Source organism: Kitasatospora sp. NPDC093102, assembly GCF_040683915.1.
Taxonomy (GTDB): Bacteria; Actinomycetota; Actinomycetes; order Streptomycetales; family Streptomycetaceae; genus Kitasatospora.
This window is the reverse complement of sequence record NZ_JBFBFA010000013.1, coordinates 156163-171767: the sequence shown is the minus strand read 5'-3', so window position 1 is coordinate 171767 and position 15605 is coordinate 156163. Positions and strand designations below refer to the sequence as shown.

The following is a 15605-nucleotide window of genomic DNA, read 5'->3' as shown; positions in this document are numbered from 1 at the left end:
CGCAGCAGATGACCGCCGAAGCCTGGGGCGCCGCGGTCGACTCGCTGGCCGCCGTGCTGGAGGCGCTCAACCGGCGAGGCATCACCCCGACCCGGATCAACCTCGGCGGCGGCCTGCCCGCCCTCGGCGTCCTCGACCGGCGGGGGCGCCCGCTCGACCCGCCGCTGGAGAAGATGTTCACGGTGATCCGCGAGGGCATGGAACGGCTGTGCGCCGTCAATGCCGGGCCGCTGGAGTTCCTGCTGGAGCCCGGGCGCCACCTGGTCGCCGACCACGGCGCGATCCGCGCCCACGTCTCCCGGCTCACCTCCCGCCGCCGCCTCGACGGCACCCGGGAGGACTGGCTCTACCTCAGCTGCGGCAAGTTCAACGGCCTGTACGAGATGGACCAGCTCCAGTACCGGCTGGAGTTCCCCACCCACCCCGGCGGCCGGTTCGTCAACGCCGTGGTGGCCGGCCCGACCTGCGACAGCGACGACGCGTACGCCCGGGAGGACGGGTTGGTGCGGGTCCCGCGCGCGCTGGCCTCCGGCGACCCGGTCTGGGTCCACTCCTGCGGCGCGTACGCCACGGCCTACGCCACTCGCGGGTTCAACGGTTTCGCGCCGCTGCCGTACACCTGCATCGGCGGGCGCCACAACGGAGGAAACGCATGAGCGAGTACCACATCCGGCTGCTCCGGGAAGAGGACTGGGACGAGGTGGTCGTGCTGGAGGAGCGCGCCTACGCAGCCAGCGGCCTGTCCGAGGGCCGCGAGGCGCTCCGGTCCCGGCACCGCGCCTCCCCGGACACCTGCTTCGTGCTGGAGCATGCGGGCGGCCTCGGCGGCTACCTGCTCGCCCTGCCGTACCCGCTGTTCCGCTGCCCGGACCTGAGCCTGGCCGAGGGAGGCGCCGTACGGAGGCGCGAGGAGAGCAACCTGCACGCCCACGACCTGGTGATCGCCGAGCGGGCCCGTGGTCGGGGCCTCGCCCCGCGGATGATGCGCCACCTGGACGACACCGCGCTGGCGGCCGGCTACCGGACGGTCTCGCTGGTCGCCGTCCGCGGTTCACACGTGCTGTGGACCCCGCTGGGCTACCGCGCTCGGCCCGAGATCGAGCTGCCCGCGAGCTACGGCGTCGACGCGGTCTACATGGCGAAGCCGGTGGAACCCGCTGTCACCGATCCGACTGTCGGGTCGTCACCCAGAGCCGAAGTGGGCTGATGCAGATCTCCCCGTAGCCGACGAGTTCCGCCGCTCCCAACAGGCCGTCTGCGGGCCGCTCCTGGCGTCTCCGGCTCCCGGGCGATGAGGCAGGTCTCCGACCAGCTCATCGCCCGGGAGCCGGAGGACCGGTGGAGCCGATGCTCGTCAGTAGCGCCAGCGGACGGCCTCGATGACCTCCGGGTCCGTGTGCATCGCGAACAGCTCCGCCTCCGCCCGCCGGACGGCCAGTACGGTCTCGAACAGCTCGGGGCCGAGCGCCTGCCGCAGCACGGCGGACTTCTCGTACGCGTCGATCGCCTCCGGCAGGCTCGCCGGGAGGCGCTCGGCGTCGCCGAGGGCGGCGGGGTCGCTCGGGGTCTCGGGCGGGAGGGGCAGGCCGGCGTCCAGGCCGGCGAGTCCGGCGGCCAGCACGCCGCCGATCGCCAGGTACGGGTTGGCGGCGGCGTCGAAGCACTTGAGCTCGGCGTTGGCCTGCCCTTCGGTGGAGCCGGTGATCAGGCGCAGCGCCGCCTCCCGGTTCTCCAGGCCCCAGCAGCGGTGGGCCCCGGCGAAGTGGGAGGGGACCAGCCGCAGGTAGGAGGCGACGCTGGGCGCACCGAGGGCGAGCAGGGCGGGCAGCTCGGCCAGGACGCCCGCGAGGAACTGCTCGGCGTCGGGGTGCAGGCCGTGGCGGCCGGGGCCGCCGTGCCCGAGGTTGCGGCCCTGTCGCCAGAGGCTGAGGTGCAGGTGGCCGCCGTTGCCGACCGCGCCCTTGGTGAACAGGGGCGCGTACGAGACCCGCAGGCCGTGCCGGGCGGAGACGGCCCGGATGGTGTGGCGCACCAGCATCGTGGTGTCGGCCGCCTCGACCGGCCCCTCGGCGGCGACCGAGACCTCGAACTGCCCGGCGGCGTACTCGGGGTGGACCTGGAGCACGGCCAGCCCCTGGCTGGTGAGGGCGCGCAGCACCTCCCGCAGGTAGTCGGAGTGCTCGATGAAACGGGTCATCCCGTACGCGGGCCCGACCGTCGCGGGGGCCCCGGTGGCGTCGGCCACCACCCACTCGACCTCGATCCCGGCGCGCACCGACAGCCCGCGCCGCTCCACGGCCCCGGTGACCTGGCGGGCGAAGTGGCGCTGGCAGCCGGGGTGCGGGGTGCCGTCCTGGGTGTAGCGGTCGGCCGGGGCCCAGGCCCAGCCCGGCTGGGCGGCGAGCGGGGTGAGCCGGTCGAGGTCGGGGACGAGCCGCAGGTCGCCCACCGGGCCGGTGCTCGAAGGCGCAGTGGTGAAGGAGTCGTCCACCAGGGAGACGTCGAAGCAGGGTACGGCGCCGACACCGTACTCGGCGGCGTGTTCGAGCTGGGCCAGCGGGACGGACTTCACCCGGGTGAGCCCGGCGTTGTCGACCCAGCCGAACACCACCCCGTCGATTCCGGCGGCGGCGAGCTGGGCTTCGGCCTCCCGGGCCTGGGCGGCCCGCTCGGCTCGGGGATGCGTGGTGGTCATGCCGCCCATGCTGGCGCTCGCAGCAGCCGGTGGGTGAGAGATCAGCCGGGAGTTCACTCGTCCGTGAAAGGTCGGAGCTGCGAGGTGACACAGGGCTGTTGCGATGACTCCCGGCCTCTGATCATGTGCGGTGCGTTTTCGGACGATCGCGGGGGGACGGTCGGCGTTGTGCCGGGTGAACGGGGGGATGAAACTGGCAGGGATCGGTTTCGAGTGCCGCTGCGGAGGACCGATGCGACGGGACGGACGGGTCGCGGACTCTTTGCTCGCGCTGCTGAGCAGGGACTGGCTGGGGGTGCCGGTCGCGCTGGTGGTGGCGGGGGTCGGCGGCGGCCTGGTCGGGGTGGGGGCAGCCTGGGCGGTGGCGCTCGGTGGCCTGGTGATCGCTGTCGGTGTGCTGCTGGCGGCGGGAGCTGTTCGCCATCTGGCGCTGGTGGTCCGCGAGGGCCGGGAGAATCCGGCGCCGGGGCGGCTGGTCGACGTGGGTGGTCACCGGATGCACGTTCTCGCCGCGGGGGAATCCGGGGCTGGGCCGACGGTGGTCTGGATGCCCGGCGGGCACGCCCCCGGTGAGGAGTTCCGGGAGCTGCACACGATGTTGTCGGCCCATGCCCGGTCGGTGCTGGTCGACCGCCTCGGGACGGGCTGGAGCGATGTCGGGCCCTTCCCCCGGACGACGGCGGTCGAGGCGGAGGAGCTGCCGGCAGCACTGGAGGGGGCGGGGGAGCGGGCCCCCTTCGTGTTCGTCGGTCATTCCTTCGGCGGGTTGCTGGTCGCGAACGTGGCCAGGCGCCGGCCGGATCTGGTGGCGGGTCTCGTGCTGCTGGATCCGACGCCCCTGGAGGTGATCGCCTTCGCACCGCCCAACCGGCGGCTCGCGGCGATGCGCCGCGGCTTACTGCTGACGGTGGTGCGGCAGCTGTTCGGTGCGCACCGGGGTCGTGGCGGCCGGACCGGGCAGGGCTGCGCCGCCGTGTCGATCTTCGCCGAGCTGTCGCCGCCCGGACTGGCGAGGGTGGGCTGGGAGACCGTGGTGTACGACGGTGATCTCGGAGACCTTCCGCTGGTGCTGGTGATACCCCGGGACCTCACCGGTGGCGAGATGGTGCTGGCCGGTGCCCGGAGCACGGCCGAGGCCGAGCGGATCAGCCGCTTCTACCTCCGGAGCAGGGTCCGGTACCTGGCGGCGTCGACGGCTTCCCGGCTGGTGCACACGCCGCAGGGGACGGGGCACGACTTCCCTCGCGAGGCGCCCGAGTTCGTGGTCGGCGTGGTCGGGGACCTGCTGCGGGAGCTGCGGGTGATCAGCCCATGACCGTCCGCGCCGAGCCCGGCCGGACCGGGCGCCGACGGGAGAAGGAGCCCAAGTCCACGACGTTGCCGGTGTGTTCGCAGCGGTGGCGGACCGGGTTGCCGTCGTGGTCGTGGCCGGCTTCGACCAGATCGATCAGGGTGGCCAGGAAGTGGCCCACCAACGGGGCGTTCTTGAACTGGTTGCCGCTGGTGCCCATGGCGACGTAGTAGCCGTCGAGAGCGGTCCGGTCGTAGATCGGAGTCCAGTCGTCGGCGACGTCGTACACCCCTGCGACTCCGAGCGGCCGGCTGGGGACCCGGATCGCCGGGAAGCGGCGCGCGGCCCGGGTCACCTGGGTGCGGAAGCGGTGGGCGGTGGGGCGGGGATCGGCCTCGTCCGGATCGTCGATCCACTCGTGCGGGTCGCAATCCGGCTCGGTCCCGCCGACCAGGAGGTGGCCGCCGGGGGCCGCGCGGAGGTAGGTGCCCAGATCGAGGTCGGCGACCACGGGGCCGCTGGCACGGCCGTCCGGCGCGGCGACCTGGTGGACCTCCTCGCGCAGTGGACGCACACCGATCGTGAAGTCGCCGCCGACGCCCGCCAGCCGGTTGAGTCCGCCCGACCAGGGGCCGGCGGCGTTGACCACGACGGGTGCGGCGATCCGCGTCCCGTCGGCCAGGCCGATGCCCGTCACCCGGTCCGTGTGCCGGTCGACGGCCACCACGGTGTGATGGAGGAAGAAGCGGGCGCCCAGCTCGACCGCCGCGTCAGCGAGGTTCTGGGCGGCGAGCTGCGGATCGTCGACGTACCCGGCGTCCGGGGTGAACAGGGCGCCGAGCTCACCGGACGGGCCGGCGAAGAAGGCGTCGTCGTCCACCGGCTTCGGTGGCCAGTACCGCCCGGGGTCGATCCCGGGAAGGCGCCTGCGCAGCGTCGGGGCCTCCCACCGCTCGTACGGGACGCCGGCGCGGTCGAACAGGGCGGCGGTCTCGGACGGTGCGACCGCGGGGGAGTCGAGCAGCACCGCGCCGGTGCGGTGGAAGGCGGCGAGCGGGCGGCGGCCGGAGAGCCGCAGGTGGTCGGACCAGGACGTCCAGAGGTGCTGCGCCTCCCAGGCGGTGGCGACGCCGTCGAAGGTGGAGTAGTTGAACCGGATGATCGCACTGGAGGCGCTGGTGGAGCCGTGGCCGACGGCGCCCGCCTTGTCCACGACGACCACCTGCCGTCCAGTGCGCGCGAGTTCGAGGGCGACGGCCGAACCGATCACCCCGGCTCCGACCACCACGGCGTCCGGTTGCCCGACGGTCATGACGGCTCCTCCTCGGGCGGTGGTGTGCGCAGGCTCGGCACGGCGGCGAGCAGCGTCCGGGTGTACGGGTGCTGCGGGGTGCGCAGGATGGTCTCGGTGGGGGCGGTCTCGACGATCCGGCCGTACCGCATGACCGCCACCACGTCGGAGACGTGGCAGACCGCGGGCAGGTTGTGGCCGATGAACAGCATGGACAGGCCGAGCCGCCGCTGGAGTTCGCGGATCGTGTTGAGGACGGCGGCCTGCACCGAGACGTCGAGTGCCGAGGTGATCTCGTCGGCGATCAGCAGACCGGGTTCGACGGCCAGGGCGCGGGCGATGGCGACTCTCTGGCGCTGCCCGCCGGACAGTTGGCGCGGCAGGCGGTCGGCGAGCCGGGGGTCCAGGCCGACGAGTTCGAGCAGTTCGGTGACGCGCTCGGTGCGGGCTCGCCGGTCGAGTCGTCGGAAGACGGTGGCGGCTTCGGCGAGAGTCTGGCGGACGGTCATCCGGGGGTCGAGCGCGGTGTCCGGGTCCTGGAGGACGACCTGGACCAGGCGGCCGAGCCGGCGACGGTCGCGGACGGTGCGGGCGCGGGCCTCCCGGCCGTCGATCAGGACCCGGCCGCCGTGCACGGGGACGAGGCCGACGACCGCGCGGGCCAGGCTCGACTTCCCGGAGCCGGACTCGCCCACGAGCCCGAGCGTGGTGCCGGACGGGACCTCCAGCGAGACGCCGTCCACGGCGGTGACCGGGCCGCGCGGGCCGGGGTGGCGGACGGTGAGGCCGTCCACGTGGAGGGCGGTCATGACGCGGGCACCGTCTCCGGGTCAGCGGCCACCGGGACCGGGTACCAGCACGCGACCCGATGGTCGGCAGCGAGGTCCTCCAGCGGTGGGGCCTGCTCGGCGCAGTGGTCCCGGCGGCGCGGGCAGCGGGGCTCGAACGGGCACCCCGGTGCGGGCGCGAGCGGGTCGGGCGGTGCACCTTCGATCGTCGGCAGCGGCCGGTCGCGGTCGGCCGTGAGGTCCGGCACCGATGCGACCAGGGTCCGGGTGTAGGGGTGCCGGGCGCCGTCGGCGAGACGGTCGGCGGGCAGGGCCTCGACGACGGTGCCCGCGTACATCACCAGGACCCGTTCGCAGAACTCGCCCACGAGCGCCACGTCGTGGCTGATGAACAGGATCGCGGCGGAGGTGTCCCGCCGGATCTCGGACAGCAGCCGGGTGATCTGCCGCTGCACGGTGACGTCGAGCGCGGTGGTCGGCTCGTCGGCGATGATCAGGCCCGGTCGCACCATCAGCCCGGAGGCGATCATCACGCGCTGGCGCTGGCCGCCGGAGAGCTGGTGGGGGCGGGAGCGCAGCACGGCCGGGGGAAGGGCGACCCGGCGCAGGACGTCGGCGGCCTCCGCGGCGGCCTGAGCGCGGCTCGCGCCGCGATGGGCGCGGACGGTCTCGGTGAGCTGGGTGGCGATCCGCAGGGACGGGTTGAGCGCGGAGGCCGGGTTCTGGAAGATCACCGCCAGGCCCGTCGCGAGGTGGTGGTCCCGCTCCTTCAGGGTCAGGGCGGCGAGGTCGGCACCGAGCAGGCGCAGGGTGCGCCGGGACACCCGGGCCGCGGGCGGGAGCAGGTCGGCGATGGCGAGCGCGGTGAGCGACTTGCCGGACCCCGACTCGCCGACGAGCCCGACGATCTCGCCCGGCCGCAGTGCGAGGCTCACACCGCGCACCGGCCGGATCACGCCGTCAGGAGTGGGGAGTTCGACATGGAGGTCCTCGACCTGGAGCACCAGGCCGTCCTCGGCGGGGCCGCTCGGGGCGGGTGCCGGTTCGGACGTGCGCGGCGCCGGTCCGCGCCGGGCGACGCTTCCGGCCAGGACCTCGCCGAGCAGCTGGAAGGTCAGGGCCGCGTAGAGGATGGCCAGACCGGGGGCGAGCGCGGGCAGGGGCTCGGCGTAGACGCGGTCGAGCCCCTGGTTGAGCAGCTGCCCCCAGTCGTATCCGGGCGGTTGGACGCCCAGGCCGAGGAAGCTCAGCCCGGAGAGCGCGACCAGGGAGGTGCCCGCAGCCGTGGTGGTGCTCAGGAGCAGGGGCTCGGCGATGTTGGGCAGGACGTGCCGCCACAGCAGGCGGTGGCGGCGCAGGCCGAGGACCCGGGCCGCGGCCAGGTGGTCGGTGCCCGCCACCCCGGCGGCGAGGGTCTGGGTGAGCCGGGCGAACCCGGGGACGCCCGCGGCCGCGAGGGCCAGCACCGCCCCGGCGGCGCCCGCGCCGAACACGACCGCGAGGAACATCGCGACCAGGAGCGCCGGGAAGGCGAGCAGGAGGTTGATCAGCCCGGCGGTCAGCCGACGGGCGCGCCGGCCGAGCACGGCGGTGGAGGCCCCGAGGAGGACTCCCGTGGTCGCGCCGAGCAGGACCGCCGCGAGCGCGAGCAGCAGGGAGGGCCGGGTGGCCGTCAGGACCCGGGCGAGCACGTCCCGGCCGAGGTTGTCGGTGCCGAACGGGTGCCCTGCCGAGGGGCCCTGGAGCACCGCCGAGGGGTCCGGGAGGTCGGCCGCCGCGCCCCGGACGAGCGGTCCGACCAGCGCGAGCACGACGAGCGACGCCAGCATGACGGCGGTGGCCCAGGCCATGGGCGAGCGCCGGAGGCCGGGTGAGAAACTCATGGTCACATCTCCCGGATCGCCGAACGGGGGTCGAGGACGGCCAGCAGCACGTCGACCAGGAGGCCGGCGAGCAGCACGGTGGTGCCCAGCACCAGCACCATCGCCTGGACCACCGGGTAGTCCTGTGCGACCACGGACTGGGCCATGGCCGAACCGATGCCGGGCCAGGCGAAGACCTTCTCGACCAGCACGGTGCCGGCGATCAGGGCGGGCAGCAGGCTCCCGGCGACGGTGAGCGCGGCGGTCGCCGTGTTCGGTGCCGCGTGCCGCAGGTAGCGGCGTGCGGGTGACAGCCGCTTGCTCCGGGCGGTGCGCAGGTAGTCCTCGCCCAGCACCTTCAGCGCCTCCACCCGGACGATGCGCACCAGGACGGCGGTGGGGGCGAGGGAGAGCGCGAGGACCGGCAGGACGAAGGACTCGACGCCTGCCGCACCGGCCACCGGGAGCAGCTGGAGGCCGACGGCCAGCAGCGCGGTGAGCCCGGCGGCCAGCACGAAGTCCGGCACCCCGGCCAGACCGGCGGTGACCGCGGTGAACGCCAGCTCGGTGCGCGGGCGGCGGCCGTCACGGGTGCGGACGGCGGCCAGCAGGCCGCCGGGCAGGGCGACGGCGAGGGTGACCAGGAAGGCGAGGCCGGCGATCTCCAGGGTGGCCGGCAGCCGGGTGCGGACCAGCTCCGCGACCGGCGTCCCGGTGGTCAGCGAGGTGCCGAGGTCGCCGTGCAGGAGGCCGCCGAGGTAATGCCGGTACTGGGACAGGAAGGGTGCGTCGAGCCCGAGGTCGTGCCTGCGGGCGGCCACCAGGGCGGGGGCGGCGTCGACGCCGAGCGCGGCGCGGACCGGGTCGCCGGGGACGAGGCGGATCATCGCGAACGACGCCGTGAGCACGACCCCGAGGGAGAGGAACAGCCGGACGGTGCGGCGGCCGAGGAACACCGTCCAGGGGTGCCGCAGCAGCTGGGGTACGGACATGGCGGGGCCCCGGTCACTGGTGGAGGCGGATGCTGGTGGGGACGAGCTGGCCGCCGAAGGTGGTGGCGAAGGTGGTGCGGTAGCCGTACACGCTGCTCCGGCCGTCGGCGATCGGCAGCGCGTCGGCCGAGCGGAAGAGCGCGGCGGCGGCGCGGTTCCAGGTGCCGCAGCCCGTCGTGTCGGTCTCCCGGAGGGCCTGGGCGACCAGGGCGTCGTACTCGGGGTTGGTCACCGCCGCGAAGTTGAGGCCCTGGGCGGGGGTGGGGCCGGAGAAGAACGGGATGAAGCCGACCGGCAGGGCGAAGCCGGGCGTACTGCCGACCACCACGTCGAAGTCGGCGCTCCGGTACATGGCGTTGACGAGGGCGGGCAGGCTCTCGGTGACCAGCTCGACCTGCGCGCCGAGCGCCGTCCACTCCCGGGCCATCAGCTCGGCGACGGGCGCCAGGGTCGGGCCGAGGTCGGGGCTGGTGATCAGGCGGAGCCGCAGCGCCCGGCCGTCCTTGGTCAGCGGGCCGTCGGCGGAGCGGGTCCAGCCGGCGGCCCGCAGGGCCTCGGCGGCATTCTCGGGGGGCAGGTTGGCCTCGGCGAGGTCGGCGTGGCAGACGGCGCCCTGTGCGCCGAAGTCGGTGGCGGGGCTGCCGGTGCCGCCGACGGCGACGTTGGCGAGCCCCCGGCGGTCGAGGGCGGAGACCAGGGCACGGCGCAGCGCCGGGTCGGCGAGGGCCCGGCCGGGGCGCTGGTTGAAGAAGGTCAGCCCGACCACCGTCGCCACGTCGGTGGTGGTCAGGCCGTGGCCGGTGAGCCGGGCGCGGTCCGGCCCGTTCACGTTGGCGATCTCGACGCCCCCGGTGAGCAGCAGGTTCGCCGAGGTGGAGGCCTGGGGAACGACCGAGACGACGAGGTGTGCCGGGAGGCCGGGCTCGGCGGTGGTCGCCCCGGCAGGACCCCAGGAGTATCCGTCGCGGACGGTGAACTCGTACGGCCCGCCGGGGGTGTAGCGGGTCAGTACGTAGGGACCGGTGCCCTGGGTGGCGCGGTCCAGTGACCGGGGCCGGTCGAGTCCGGCGGGGCAGACGATCGGCAGCAGGCCGATGGTGCGGGTGAGGAACGGGAACGGGGCGGCGGTGGTCGCCGACACCGTGCCGGTCCCGTCGTCGGCGCTCGTGGTGAACGGGACGTTCGGGAGGACGGTCTGGGCGCCGGCGAGCTGGTTGGCCGGGTCGCCCGCGTAGGTGAGTGCCCGGGCCACCGCCGTGGCGGTGAGGGGGGTGCCGTCGGAGCAGGTGACGCCCGGGCGGAGGGTGAAGGTGGCCGTGGTGGTCGTGGCCTGCCAGGACGAGGCCAGACCGGTGACCAGGGTGCCGTCGGGGGCGAGGTTGACGAGCGAGTCGTAGGCGTAGCGGGCCTGGGAGGCCCCGAAGGCGGAGTACGGATCGAAGCTCGGGATCTCACTGGCCGCCGCGATCCGGACGGTCCCGCGGTCCACCAGGGGCGTGGCCGTCGAGGACTCGGCGGCGCCGCCGCAGCCGCTCAGCGCGACGGCTGCGGCGGTCATGGCGGCCGCCGGGGCGACCTGTGGTGGGCGACGGGGCATGGCGTCATGGTGCCACCGCGTATGGGCAGTGGCGATCCAACTGGCCTGTGCAGTAAGCATGTTCGAACGGTCGAAGCTGCTTGTCGGCCTGGCCGGGAGCCGTGGACGGACACCCGGGAAGGTGATCTCGATTCACCCCTTCGAGTGGTGTAGTGCCCCGTGCGGAATCGGTCCGGACCACCCGACGGTTCAGCGTCGTCAGGATGGTCGCATGACGACGGACGAAACGGATCGAGGCGGAGCGGGTCGGGAGATCGGCCGTCTGGCGGACCGGTACTGGGAGTTCCTGCTGGCGCGCGACCCCATGCTGAGGGTCCGCCAGGGGCTCCCGGTGGAGACGCTGCCGGGAGCGTCCCTCGCCGAGGCCGAGGAGCGGGCGCGGTTCGCCGGGAACGTCCTGGACCGGGTTCGGGCCCTGGACGGTACGGAGCTGCCCGGCATCGACGCGGACACCGCCGCTTTCCTCGTCGGGCTGGCCGAGCAGGAGCGGCGGGCGCACCGCCACTACTGGCTGACGCCCGCCGTCACGCCGTACCGGCTCTTCCCGCTGTCGCTGTACACGGATGCGGTGCTGCGCCCCTTCCGCTTCGCCGAAGCGACGGATGTCGCGCGGTACTTGGCGCTGGTGCACGAGCTGGCTCGGGCGGTCGGCTCGATCGGGGACAAGGTGGCCGGGCAGGCCGCGCGCGGCTTCCGGGTGCCCGCCCCGGCCCTGGCCGGGGTGCGCGCCACCGTCGAGGGCCTTCGCTCCTCCGCGGCGCGCCGGGTGGCGGTGGCGGACGACCGGCTCGACGGGCTGGGGCCGGCTGGGCGTGGACGCCTGGAGGACGGTGTCCGACGGCTGGTGGAGGGCGAGTTGGCACCGGCCTTCGACCGGCTGCTGGCGTCCGTCGACGACCCGGCCCGGCCGGGGGAGGCTCCGCCGGAGGTCGGGTGGGTGCGCTACGAGGGCGGCGAGGAGGCGTACCGGGACTTCGTCCGGACCCACACCGGGAGCGACACCGAGCCCGAGCGGCTGCACGAGCTGGGCCTCGACCAGTGCCGCGAACTCGCGGAGCGGATGCGGGAGGTGCGCGAGGCACTGGGCTTCCGCGGCTCCGAGGCCGAGTTCCACGAGCGGCTGCGGACCGAGCCCCGGCTGTACGCCCGCACGCCGGACGAGGTCGAGGCCAGGTTCCGCAGCCACCTCGACCGGCTGGAGCCGCGGCTGCCGCAGTGGTTCGCCGCCCTGCCGGCCGCGCCGTACGGGCTGGCCCGGTTGGATCCGGCGCTGGAGCCGGGGATGACCTTCGGGTACTACGAGGCACCGACCGTGGACAGTGCCGTCGGGCGCTACCGCTACAACGGATCCGACCTGGACCGGCGGTCCCTGATCGGCTCGGCCTCCCTGATCTACCACGAGCTGGCGCCGGGGCACCACTTCCACCTCGCCCGGCAGGCGGAGAACGCCGTGCTGCCGCAGTTGCGCCGCGAGGTGGCCGAGTTCGGCGCGTTCAACGAGGGCTGGGCCGAGTACGCCGCGGGGCTCGGCTGGGAGATGGGCCTCTACGAGGACCCGTGGGACGCGTACGGGCGCCTCGCGCAGGAGCGGTTCACCGCCCAGCGGCTCGTCGTCGACACCGGGCTCAACCTCGGGACGATGGACCTGACGCAGGCGCGGGACTTCATGCGCGCCAACTCCACCGAGGAGGACGGCCAGATCGCCTCGGACCTGTTGCGGTACTCGACGGACCTGCCCGGGCAGGCGCTCTCCTACCGGGCGGGGTACCTGGAGCTCGTCCGGCTGCGGGCGCGGGCCGAGGCCGGTTCGGGCGCGGGGTTCGACGTGCGGGCCTTTCACGAGGCGGTGCTGGGAGGTGGCGCGCTGCCGTTTCCCGCCCTGTGCCGGAGGGTGGCGCGGGAACTCGGTAATCGTTGATCGGCAAATATGACCATAGGTCTAATTGATTGATATGCGTCCGGGAATTCGTGGCGGTTGGCAGTTCGGATTGCACTCGCACGAGTGAATCCCATTGAGGATGTTTGGTTTTGGCGGGAGCAACTCGACTACGGTGGCGGAGGATCGGGCGGTGGACCCCATCGGCGAGGAATTCGGTTCGGCGGGAAATCCGCGACGGGAGCCGACAGTCCCGAAAAGGAGTTCTTCCGCCGGTCCTGTTGTGTGTGCTCCGGCAGCTCGCCGTGCCCGGGGTCCCCTGTCATCCGTCTGCGTAGAGAGGTTGGAACATCATGCCGCCCGTAGTTCCGCCGTTCCTGATCGGTCTCGTCGTCGCGCCGCTGGCCAAGCGTCTTCTCAAGCCACTGGTGCGCGGCGTCGTCAAGACGTCCGTCGGCATCGTCATGGAGGTGAAGAAGGCGGCCCATGAGGCCGGCGAGAACATCCACGACCTCGCGGCCGAGGTGGCCGCCGACATGGTGGCGGCGCAGGCCGCCTCCGGTGACGGCCAGCGGGCCGCCGGGAGTGCGGCCCTGACCGAGGAGAAGTCCGAGGTGGTCGACCCGGGCGAGGCCGAGGCGAGGGCCCCGAAGATCCGTGCGACCGCCGGTGCCGGAAAGACGCACTGACGCACCGCCTCACAACCTGACCCGCCGCCTGGGCACTCGCTGCGACCGGACTCGCAGGAGGTGTCCACGCGGTGGTCGGCCGCGGGTCTCCCCGCCGCATTGTCCGCCCCCGTTGGAATTCCCGTTTCGTCGCAGTGATCCGCCGTCGTGCCCGACGGCGGATCACCCGCGACCTCCGCAAACAGGTGATCGTACACATGCCATCTCTGCTGGGTGCCGCAGCCGGAATCCGCTCCGTGGATCTGGACGCGAACCCGCGCTCGGTCGTTCCGGGCCGCCAGCGCTGGGACGTCAAGCTGGTCCTCGGACGGCCCCGGACGGCCGAAGCCCTCGCCGCGGCCCTGCGCCGTGTCCCCGGGATCACCGAGGCGCAGGCGAGCCCGATCACCGGCGGGGTCCTCGTCCGGCACGAACCGCAGCTCCGTGCCGCGGACGTCGGCCGGATCGTACGCGGCGCGGTCGCCCGGATCGCGGCGGGGCCGGTCGCGACAGGACGTCCGGCGCCGGTCCGACCCACCGCCGAACCCGGGCCGCGCCCGGACCGCGCTCCCGTCCTGCGCCCCGTCCTCGCCGTGGGCGGCGGGGTGGCGGCCGGCATCGCGCTGATCCGCGGGTCGGCACTGAGCCGGCAACTGGTGGCGCTCGGCGGGGTCATGGTCGCGACGTCGGCCGTCGTGCGGAAGGCCTGGCGCCGAGCGGCCGACCGGACCCGGGAACTGGTCGGCTCCGGCGCCGAGCGGCACCCCCTGCTGGAGATCGTCGGGCCGCACCGGAAACGCCTCTACCGGGCCGCCGCGCTCTCGGTGGCCTGTCAGATCTCGGAGATGGCGCTCGGCACCTCCCTCGGCTGGACGGGACTGGTGCTCATCAAGGGCGAGGCCGCGCCGCTCGTCAGTCTCGGCCTGACCACCGCTTCCGCTCAACTCTGGGGGCTGGCAGGCCTGGTGGCGGTCGCCTGTGCCGCCGTGGCGGGTCTCTCGTACGCCTCGAACCTCCAGTGGCGCCGGCTCGGCCAGGACATCGAGCACGACTGGCGGAACCGCACGTACGCGCACGTGCAGCACCTCGAACTGCGGCACCTGGAGGGCGAGCGGACCAGCCGGATCGCCGGTGCGCTCACCGACGACGTCGGCCAGCTGGGCGCCTTCTTCGCCGGCCCGGCCAACGACATGCTGCAACTGGGCACCAGCCTGGCCCTCCTGGTGCCGACGTTCCTGCTGCTGGCGCCGCAGATCGCCTGGATCGCGTTCCTGCCCATTCCGGTGATCGCCTGGCTGTCGCTGCACTACCAGGACAAGGTCGCGGCCGACTACGCCGTCTCCGGCGAGCGCCGGGCCGGGCTGCACAGCCAGCTGGTCAACACGCTGGAAGCCGGCGCCACCGTCAAGAGCTTCTGCACCGAGGACTACGAGGCCGGCCGCATCGACGGGTTGAGCGAGGCGGTCCAGGAGAGCAACCAGCAGACCGACCGGAGCACCATCCGCCACGCCGAGACCGTCCGGGCCTGGACCACCGCCTCGATGGCCGGCACCCTGCTGATCGGCGGTCGCGCGGTGCTCAACGGAACCCTCCGGTTCGAGGTGTTCAGCCCGCTGATCGGGCTGCCCCAGATGGTGTTGCTGCGGATGAACCGGCTCGGCGGCATCGTCGACCAGTACCAGCGCACGCTCACCGCGTACGACCGGGTCCACCGGCTGCACGCCCTGCCCGTCGAGACCGAGGGCACCGGCGAACCGCTCGACGTCGAGACGGTGAAGGGCGAGATCGTCCTCGACGAGGTGACCTTCGCCTACCCCGGCCGGCCGCCGGCGCTGGACGACCTCTCGCTGACCATCCCCGCCGGGCGGACCACCGCCCTGGTCGGCGCCACCGGCTCCGGGAAGACCACGGTCGCCAAGCTGCTGATGCGCTTCCAGGACGCGGAGTCCGGCGCCGTGCTGCTCGACGGGCGGGACGTGCGGGACCTGCCGCGCCGGGACCTCCGGCACGCGATCGGCTTCGTCGCCCAGGACCCGTTCCTCTTCGACGGCAGCATCGCCGACAACATCCGCTACGGCAGCTTCGGGGCCTCGGAGGAGGCCGTTGTCGAGGCCGCGACGATGGCCGAGGCGCACACCTTCATCGCGACGCTGCCGGACGGCTACGACACCCTGATCGGCGAACGCGGCGCCGCGCTCTCGGGCGGCCAGCGGCAGCGGATCGCCCTGGCGCGAGCGATCCTCAAGGACTCGCCGGTCGTCATCCTCGACGAGGCCACCTCCGCCGTGGACAACGAGACCGAGGCCGCCATCCAGCGCACACTGCGCGGGTTCGCGGCCGACCGGACGATGGTCATCATCGCCCACCGGCTCTCCACCGTCCGCCACGCGGACCGGATCTACGTCATGGACAAGGGCGGCGTCGTCGTCGAACAGGGCACCCATGACGAACTCCTCGCCCGGCACGGACTCTACGCATCCCTCTGGCAGCTCCAGGCCGGCGAACTCGCCGCCTGACCGCAGAAAGCCGCCCCGCCCGCCGACCG

Annotated in this window: 11 protein-coding genes and 1 pseudogene; 6 read left to right on the top strand and 6 right to left on the bottom strand. The window is 73.8% G+C overall.

All coding sequences use genetic code 11. The features are described 5' to 3' along the window. Together AB0O11_RS19845 and AB0O11_RS19840 are read left to right on the top strand one after the other, a co-directional pair. Positions 1 to 656 (top strand): annotated as a pseudogene (locus AB0O11_RS19845) (type III PLP-dependent enzyme); the annotation flags it as partial. Beyond that, positions 653 to 1207 carry a GNAT family N-acetyltransferase gene (locus AB0O11_RS19840; RefSeq protein ID WP_363388380.1) on the top strand — a complete coding sequence of 185 codons (555 nt, stop codon included), beginning with the start codon at positions 653 to 655 and terminating at the stop codon, positions 1205 to 1207. The pseudogene AB0O11_RS19845 and the gene AB0O11_RS19840, both read left to right, overlap by 4 nt. Before the next feature lie 147 nt (positions 1208 to 1354). Here the strand turns inward: AB0O11_RS19840 and AB0O11_RS19835 are convergent, their stop codons facing one another. Next, positions 1355 to 2695, bottom strand: coding sequence for a glutamine synthetase family protein (locus AB0O11_RS19835; RefSeq protein ID WP_363388377.1), 1341 nt, complete (start codon positions 2693 to 2695; stop codon positions 1355 to 1357). Positions 2696 to 2927: 232 nt separating this feature from the next. Between AB0O11_RS19835 and AB0O11_RS19830 the strand changes: the two genes are divergently transcribed. Next, on the top strand, positions 2928 to 4010 hold the full coding sequence (locus tag AB0O11_RS19830) for an alpha/beta hydrolase (RefSeq protein ID WP_363388374.1): 1083 nt from the start codon (positions 2928 to 2930) through the stop codon (positions 4008 to 4010). Here the strand turns inward: AB0O11_RS19830 and AB0O11_RS19825 are convergent. Genes AB0O11_RS19825 through AB0O11_RS19805 form a run of 5 tightly spaced genes read right to left on the bottom strand, consistent with a single transcriptional unit; the run spans position 4000 to position 10516 of the window. Further along, positions 4000 to 5298 (bottom strand): FAD-dependent oxidoreductase, encoded by a 1299-nt coding sequence (locus AB0O11_RS19825; protein ID WP_363388372.1) that lies wholly within the window; start codon positions 5296 to 5298, stop codon positions 4000 to 4002. The genes AB0O11_RS19830 and AB0O11_RS19825 overlap by 11 nt on opposite strands. Further along, positions 5295 to 6086: an ATP-binding cassette domain-containing protein gene (locus tag AB0O11_RS19820; protein WP_363388369.1), complete on the bottom strand. Its 792-nt coding sequence runs from the start codon at positions 6084 to 6086 to the stop codon at positions 5295 to 5297. The genes AB0O11_RS19825 and AB0O11_RS19820 overlap by 4 nt, the downstream gene beginning before the upstream one ends. Continuing rightward, the gene (locus AB0O11_RS19815; protein ID WP_363388366.1) at positions 6083 to 7948 is read right to left on the bottom strand and encodes a dipeptide/oligopeptide/nickel ABC transporter permease/ATP-binding protein; all 1866 of its coding nucleotides are present in this window, start codon (positions 7946 to 7948) and stop codon (positions 6083 to 6085) included. Before AB0O11_RS19815 ends, AB0O11_RS19820 begins: the two co-directional genes overlap by 4 nt. Before the next feature lie 2 nt (positions 7949 to 7950). Beyond that, on the bottom strand, positions 7951 to 8919 hold the full coding sequence (locus tag AB0O11_RS19810; RefSeq protein WP_363388363.1) for an ABC transporter permease: 969 nt from the start codon (positions 8917 to 8919) through the stop codon (positions 7951 to 7953). Positions 8920 to 8932: 13 nt separating this feature from the next. Continuing rightward, the gene (locus AB0O11_RS19805; RefSeq protein ID WP_363388360.1) at positions 8933 to 10516 is read right to left on the bottom strand and encodes an ABC transporter substrate-binding protein; all 1584 of its coding nucleotides are present in this window, start codon (positions 10514 to 10516) and stop codon (positions 8933 to 8935) included. 211 nt (positions 10517 to 10727) lie between these two features. On the opposite strand from AB0O11_RS19805, the gene AB0O11_RS19800 reads away from it, so the two are divergent. The 3 genes from AB0O11_RS19800 to AB0O11_RS19790 all read left to right on the top strand — a co-directional run bounded on the left by AB0O11_RS19800 (position 10728) and on the right by AB0O11_RS19790 (position 15576). Next, positions 10728 to 12434 (top strand): DUF885 domain-containing protein, encoded by a 1707-nt coding sequence (locus AB0O11_RS19800; protein ID WP_363388357.1) that lies wholly within the window; start codon positions 10728 to 10730, stop codon positions 12432 to 12434. Between the two features lie 311 nt (positions 12435 to 12745). Then, positions 12746 to 13081: a DUF5132 domain-containing protein gene (locus AB0O11_RS19795; protein WP_363388354.1), complete on the top strand. Its 336-nt coding sequence runs from the start codon at positions 12746 to 12748 to the stop codon at positions 13079 to 13081. A 197-nt stretch (positions 13082 to 13278) separates the two neighbouring features. Next, positions 13279 to 15576, top strand: a complete 2298-nt coding sequence (locus tag AB0O11_RS19790) for an ABC transporter ATP-binding protein (RefSeq protein ID WP_363388351.1) — start codon at positions 13279 to 13281, stop codon at positions 15574 to 15576. Positions 15577 to 15605 lie beyond the last annotated feature (29 nt).

Bases quoted from the DNA above. Each gene is read 5' to 3' on its own strand.
- AB0O11_RS19840 (WP_363388380.1), top strand. From the start codon at position 653: ATGAGCGAGTACCACATCCGGCTGCTCCGGGAAGAGGACTGGGACGAG.
- AB0O11_RS19835 (WP_363388377.1), bottom strand. From the start codon at position 2,695: ATGACCACCACGCATCCCCGAGCCGAGCGGGCCGCCCAGGCCCGGGAG.
- AB0O11_RS19830 (WP_363388374.1), top strand. From the start codon at position 2,928: ATGCGACGGGACGGACGGGTCGCGGACTCTTTGCTCGCGCTGCTGAGC.
- AB0O11_RS19825 (WP_363388372.1), bottom strand. From the start codon at position 5,298: ATGACCGTCGGGCAACCGGACGCCGTGGTGGTCGGAGCCGGGGTGATC.
- AB0O11_RS19820 (WP_363388369.1), bottom strand. From the start codon at position 6,086: ATGACCGCCCTCCACGTGGACGGCCTCACCGTCCGCCACCCCGGCCCG.
- AB0O11_RS19815 (WP_363388366.1), bottom strand. From the start codon at position 7,948: ATGAGTTTCTCACCCGGCCTCCGGCGCTCGCCCATGGCCTGGGCCACC.
- AB0O11_RS19810 (WP_363388363.1), bottom strand. From the start codon at position 8,919: ATGTCCGTACCCCAGCTGCTGCGGCACCCCTGGACGGTGTTCCTCGGC.
- AB0O11_RS19805 (WP_363388360.1), bottom strand. From the start codon at position 10,516: ATGCCCCGTCGCCCACCACAGGTCGCCCCGGCGGCCGCCATGACCGCC.
- AB0O11_RS19800 (WP_363388357.1), top strand. From the start codon at position 10,728: ATGACGACGGACGAAACGGATCGAGGCGGAGCGGGTCGGGAGATCGGC.
- AB0O11_RS19795 (WP_363388354.1), top strand. From the start codon at position 12,746: ATGCCGCCCGTAGTTCCGCCGTTCCTGATCGGTCTCGTCGTCGCGCCG.
- AB0O11_RS19790 (WP_363388351.1), top strand. From the start codon at position 13,279: ATGCCATCTCTGCTGGGTGCCGCAGCCGGAATCCGCTCCGTGGATCTG.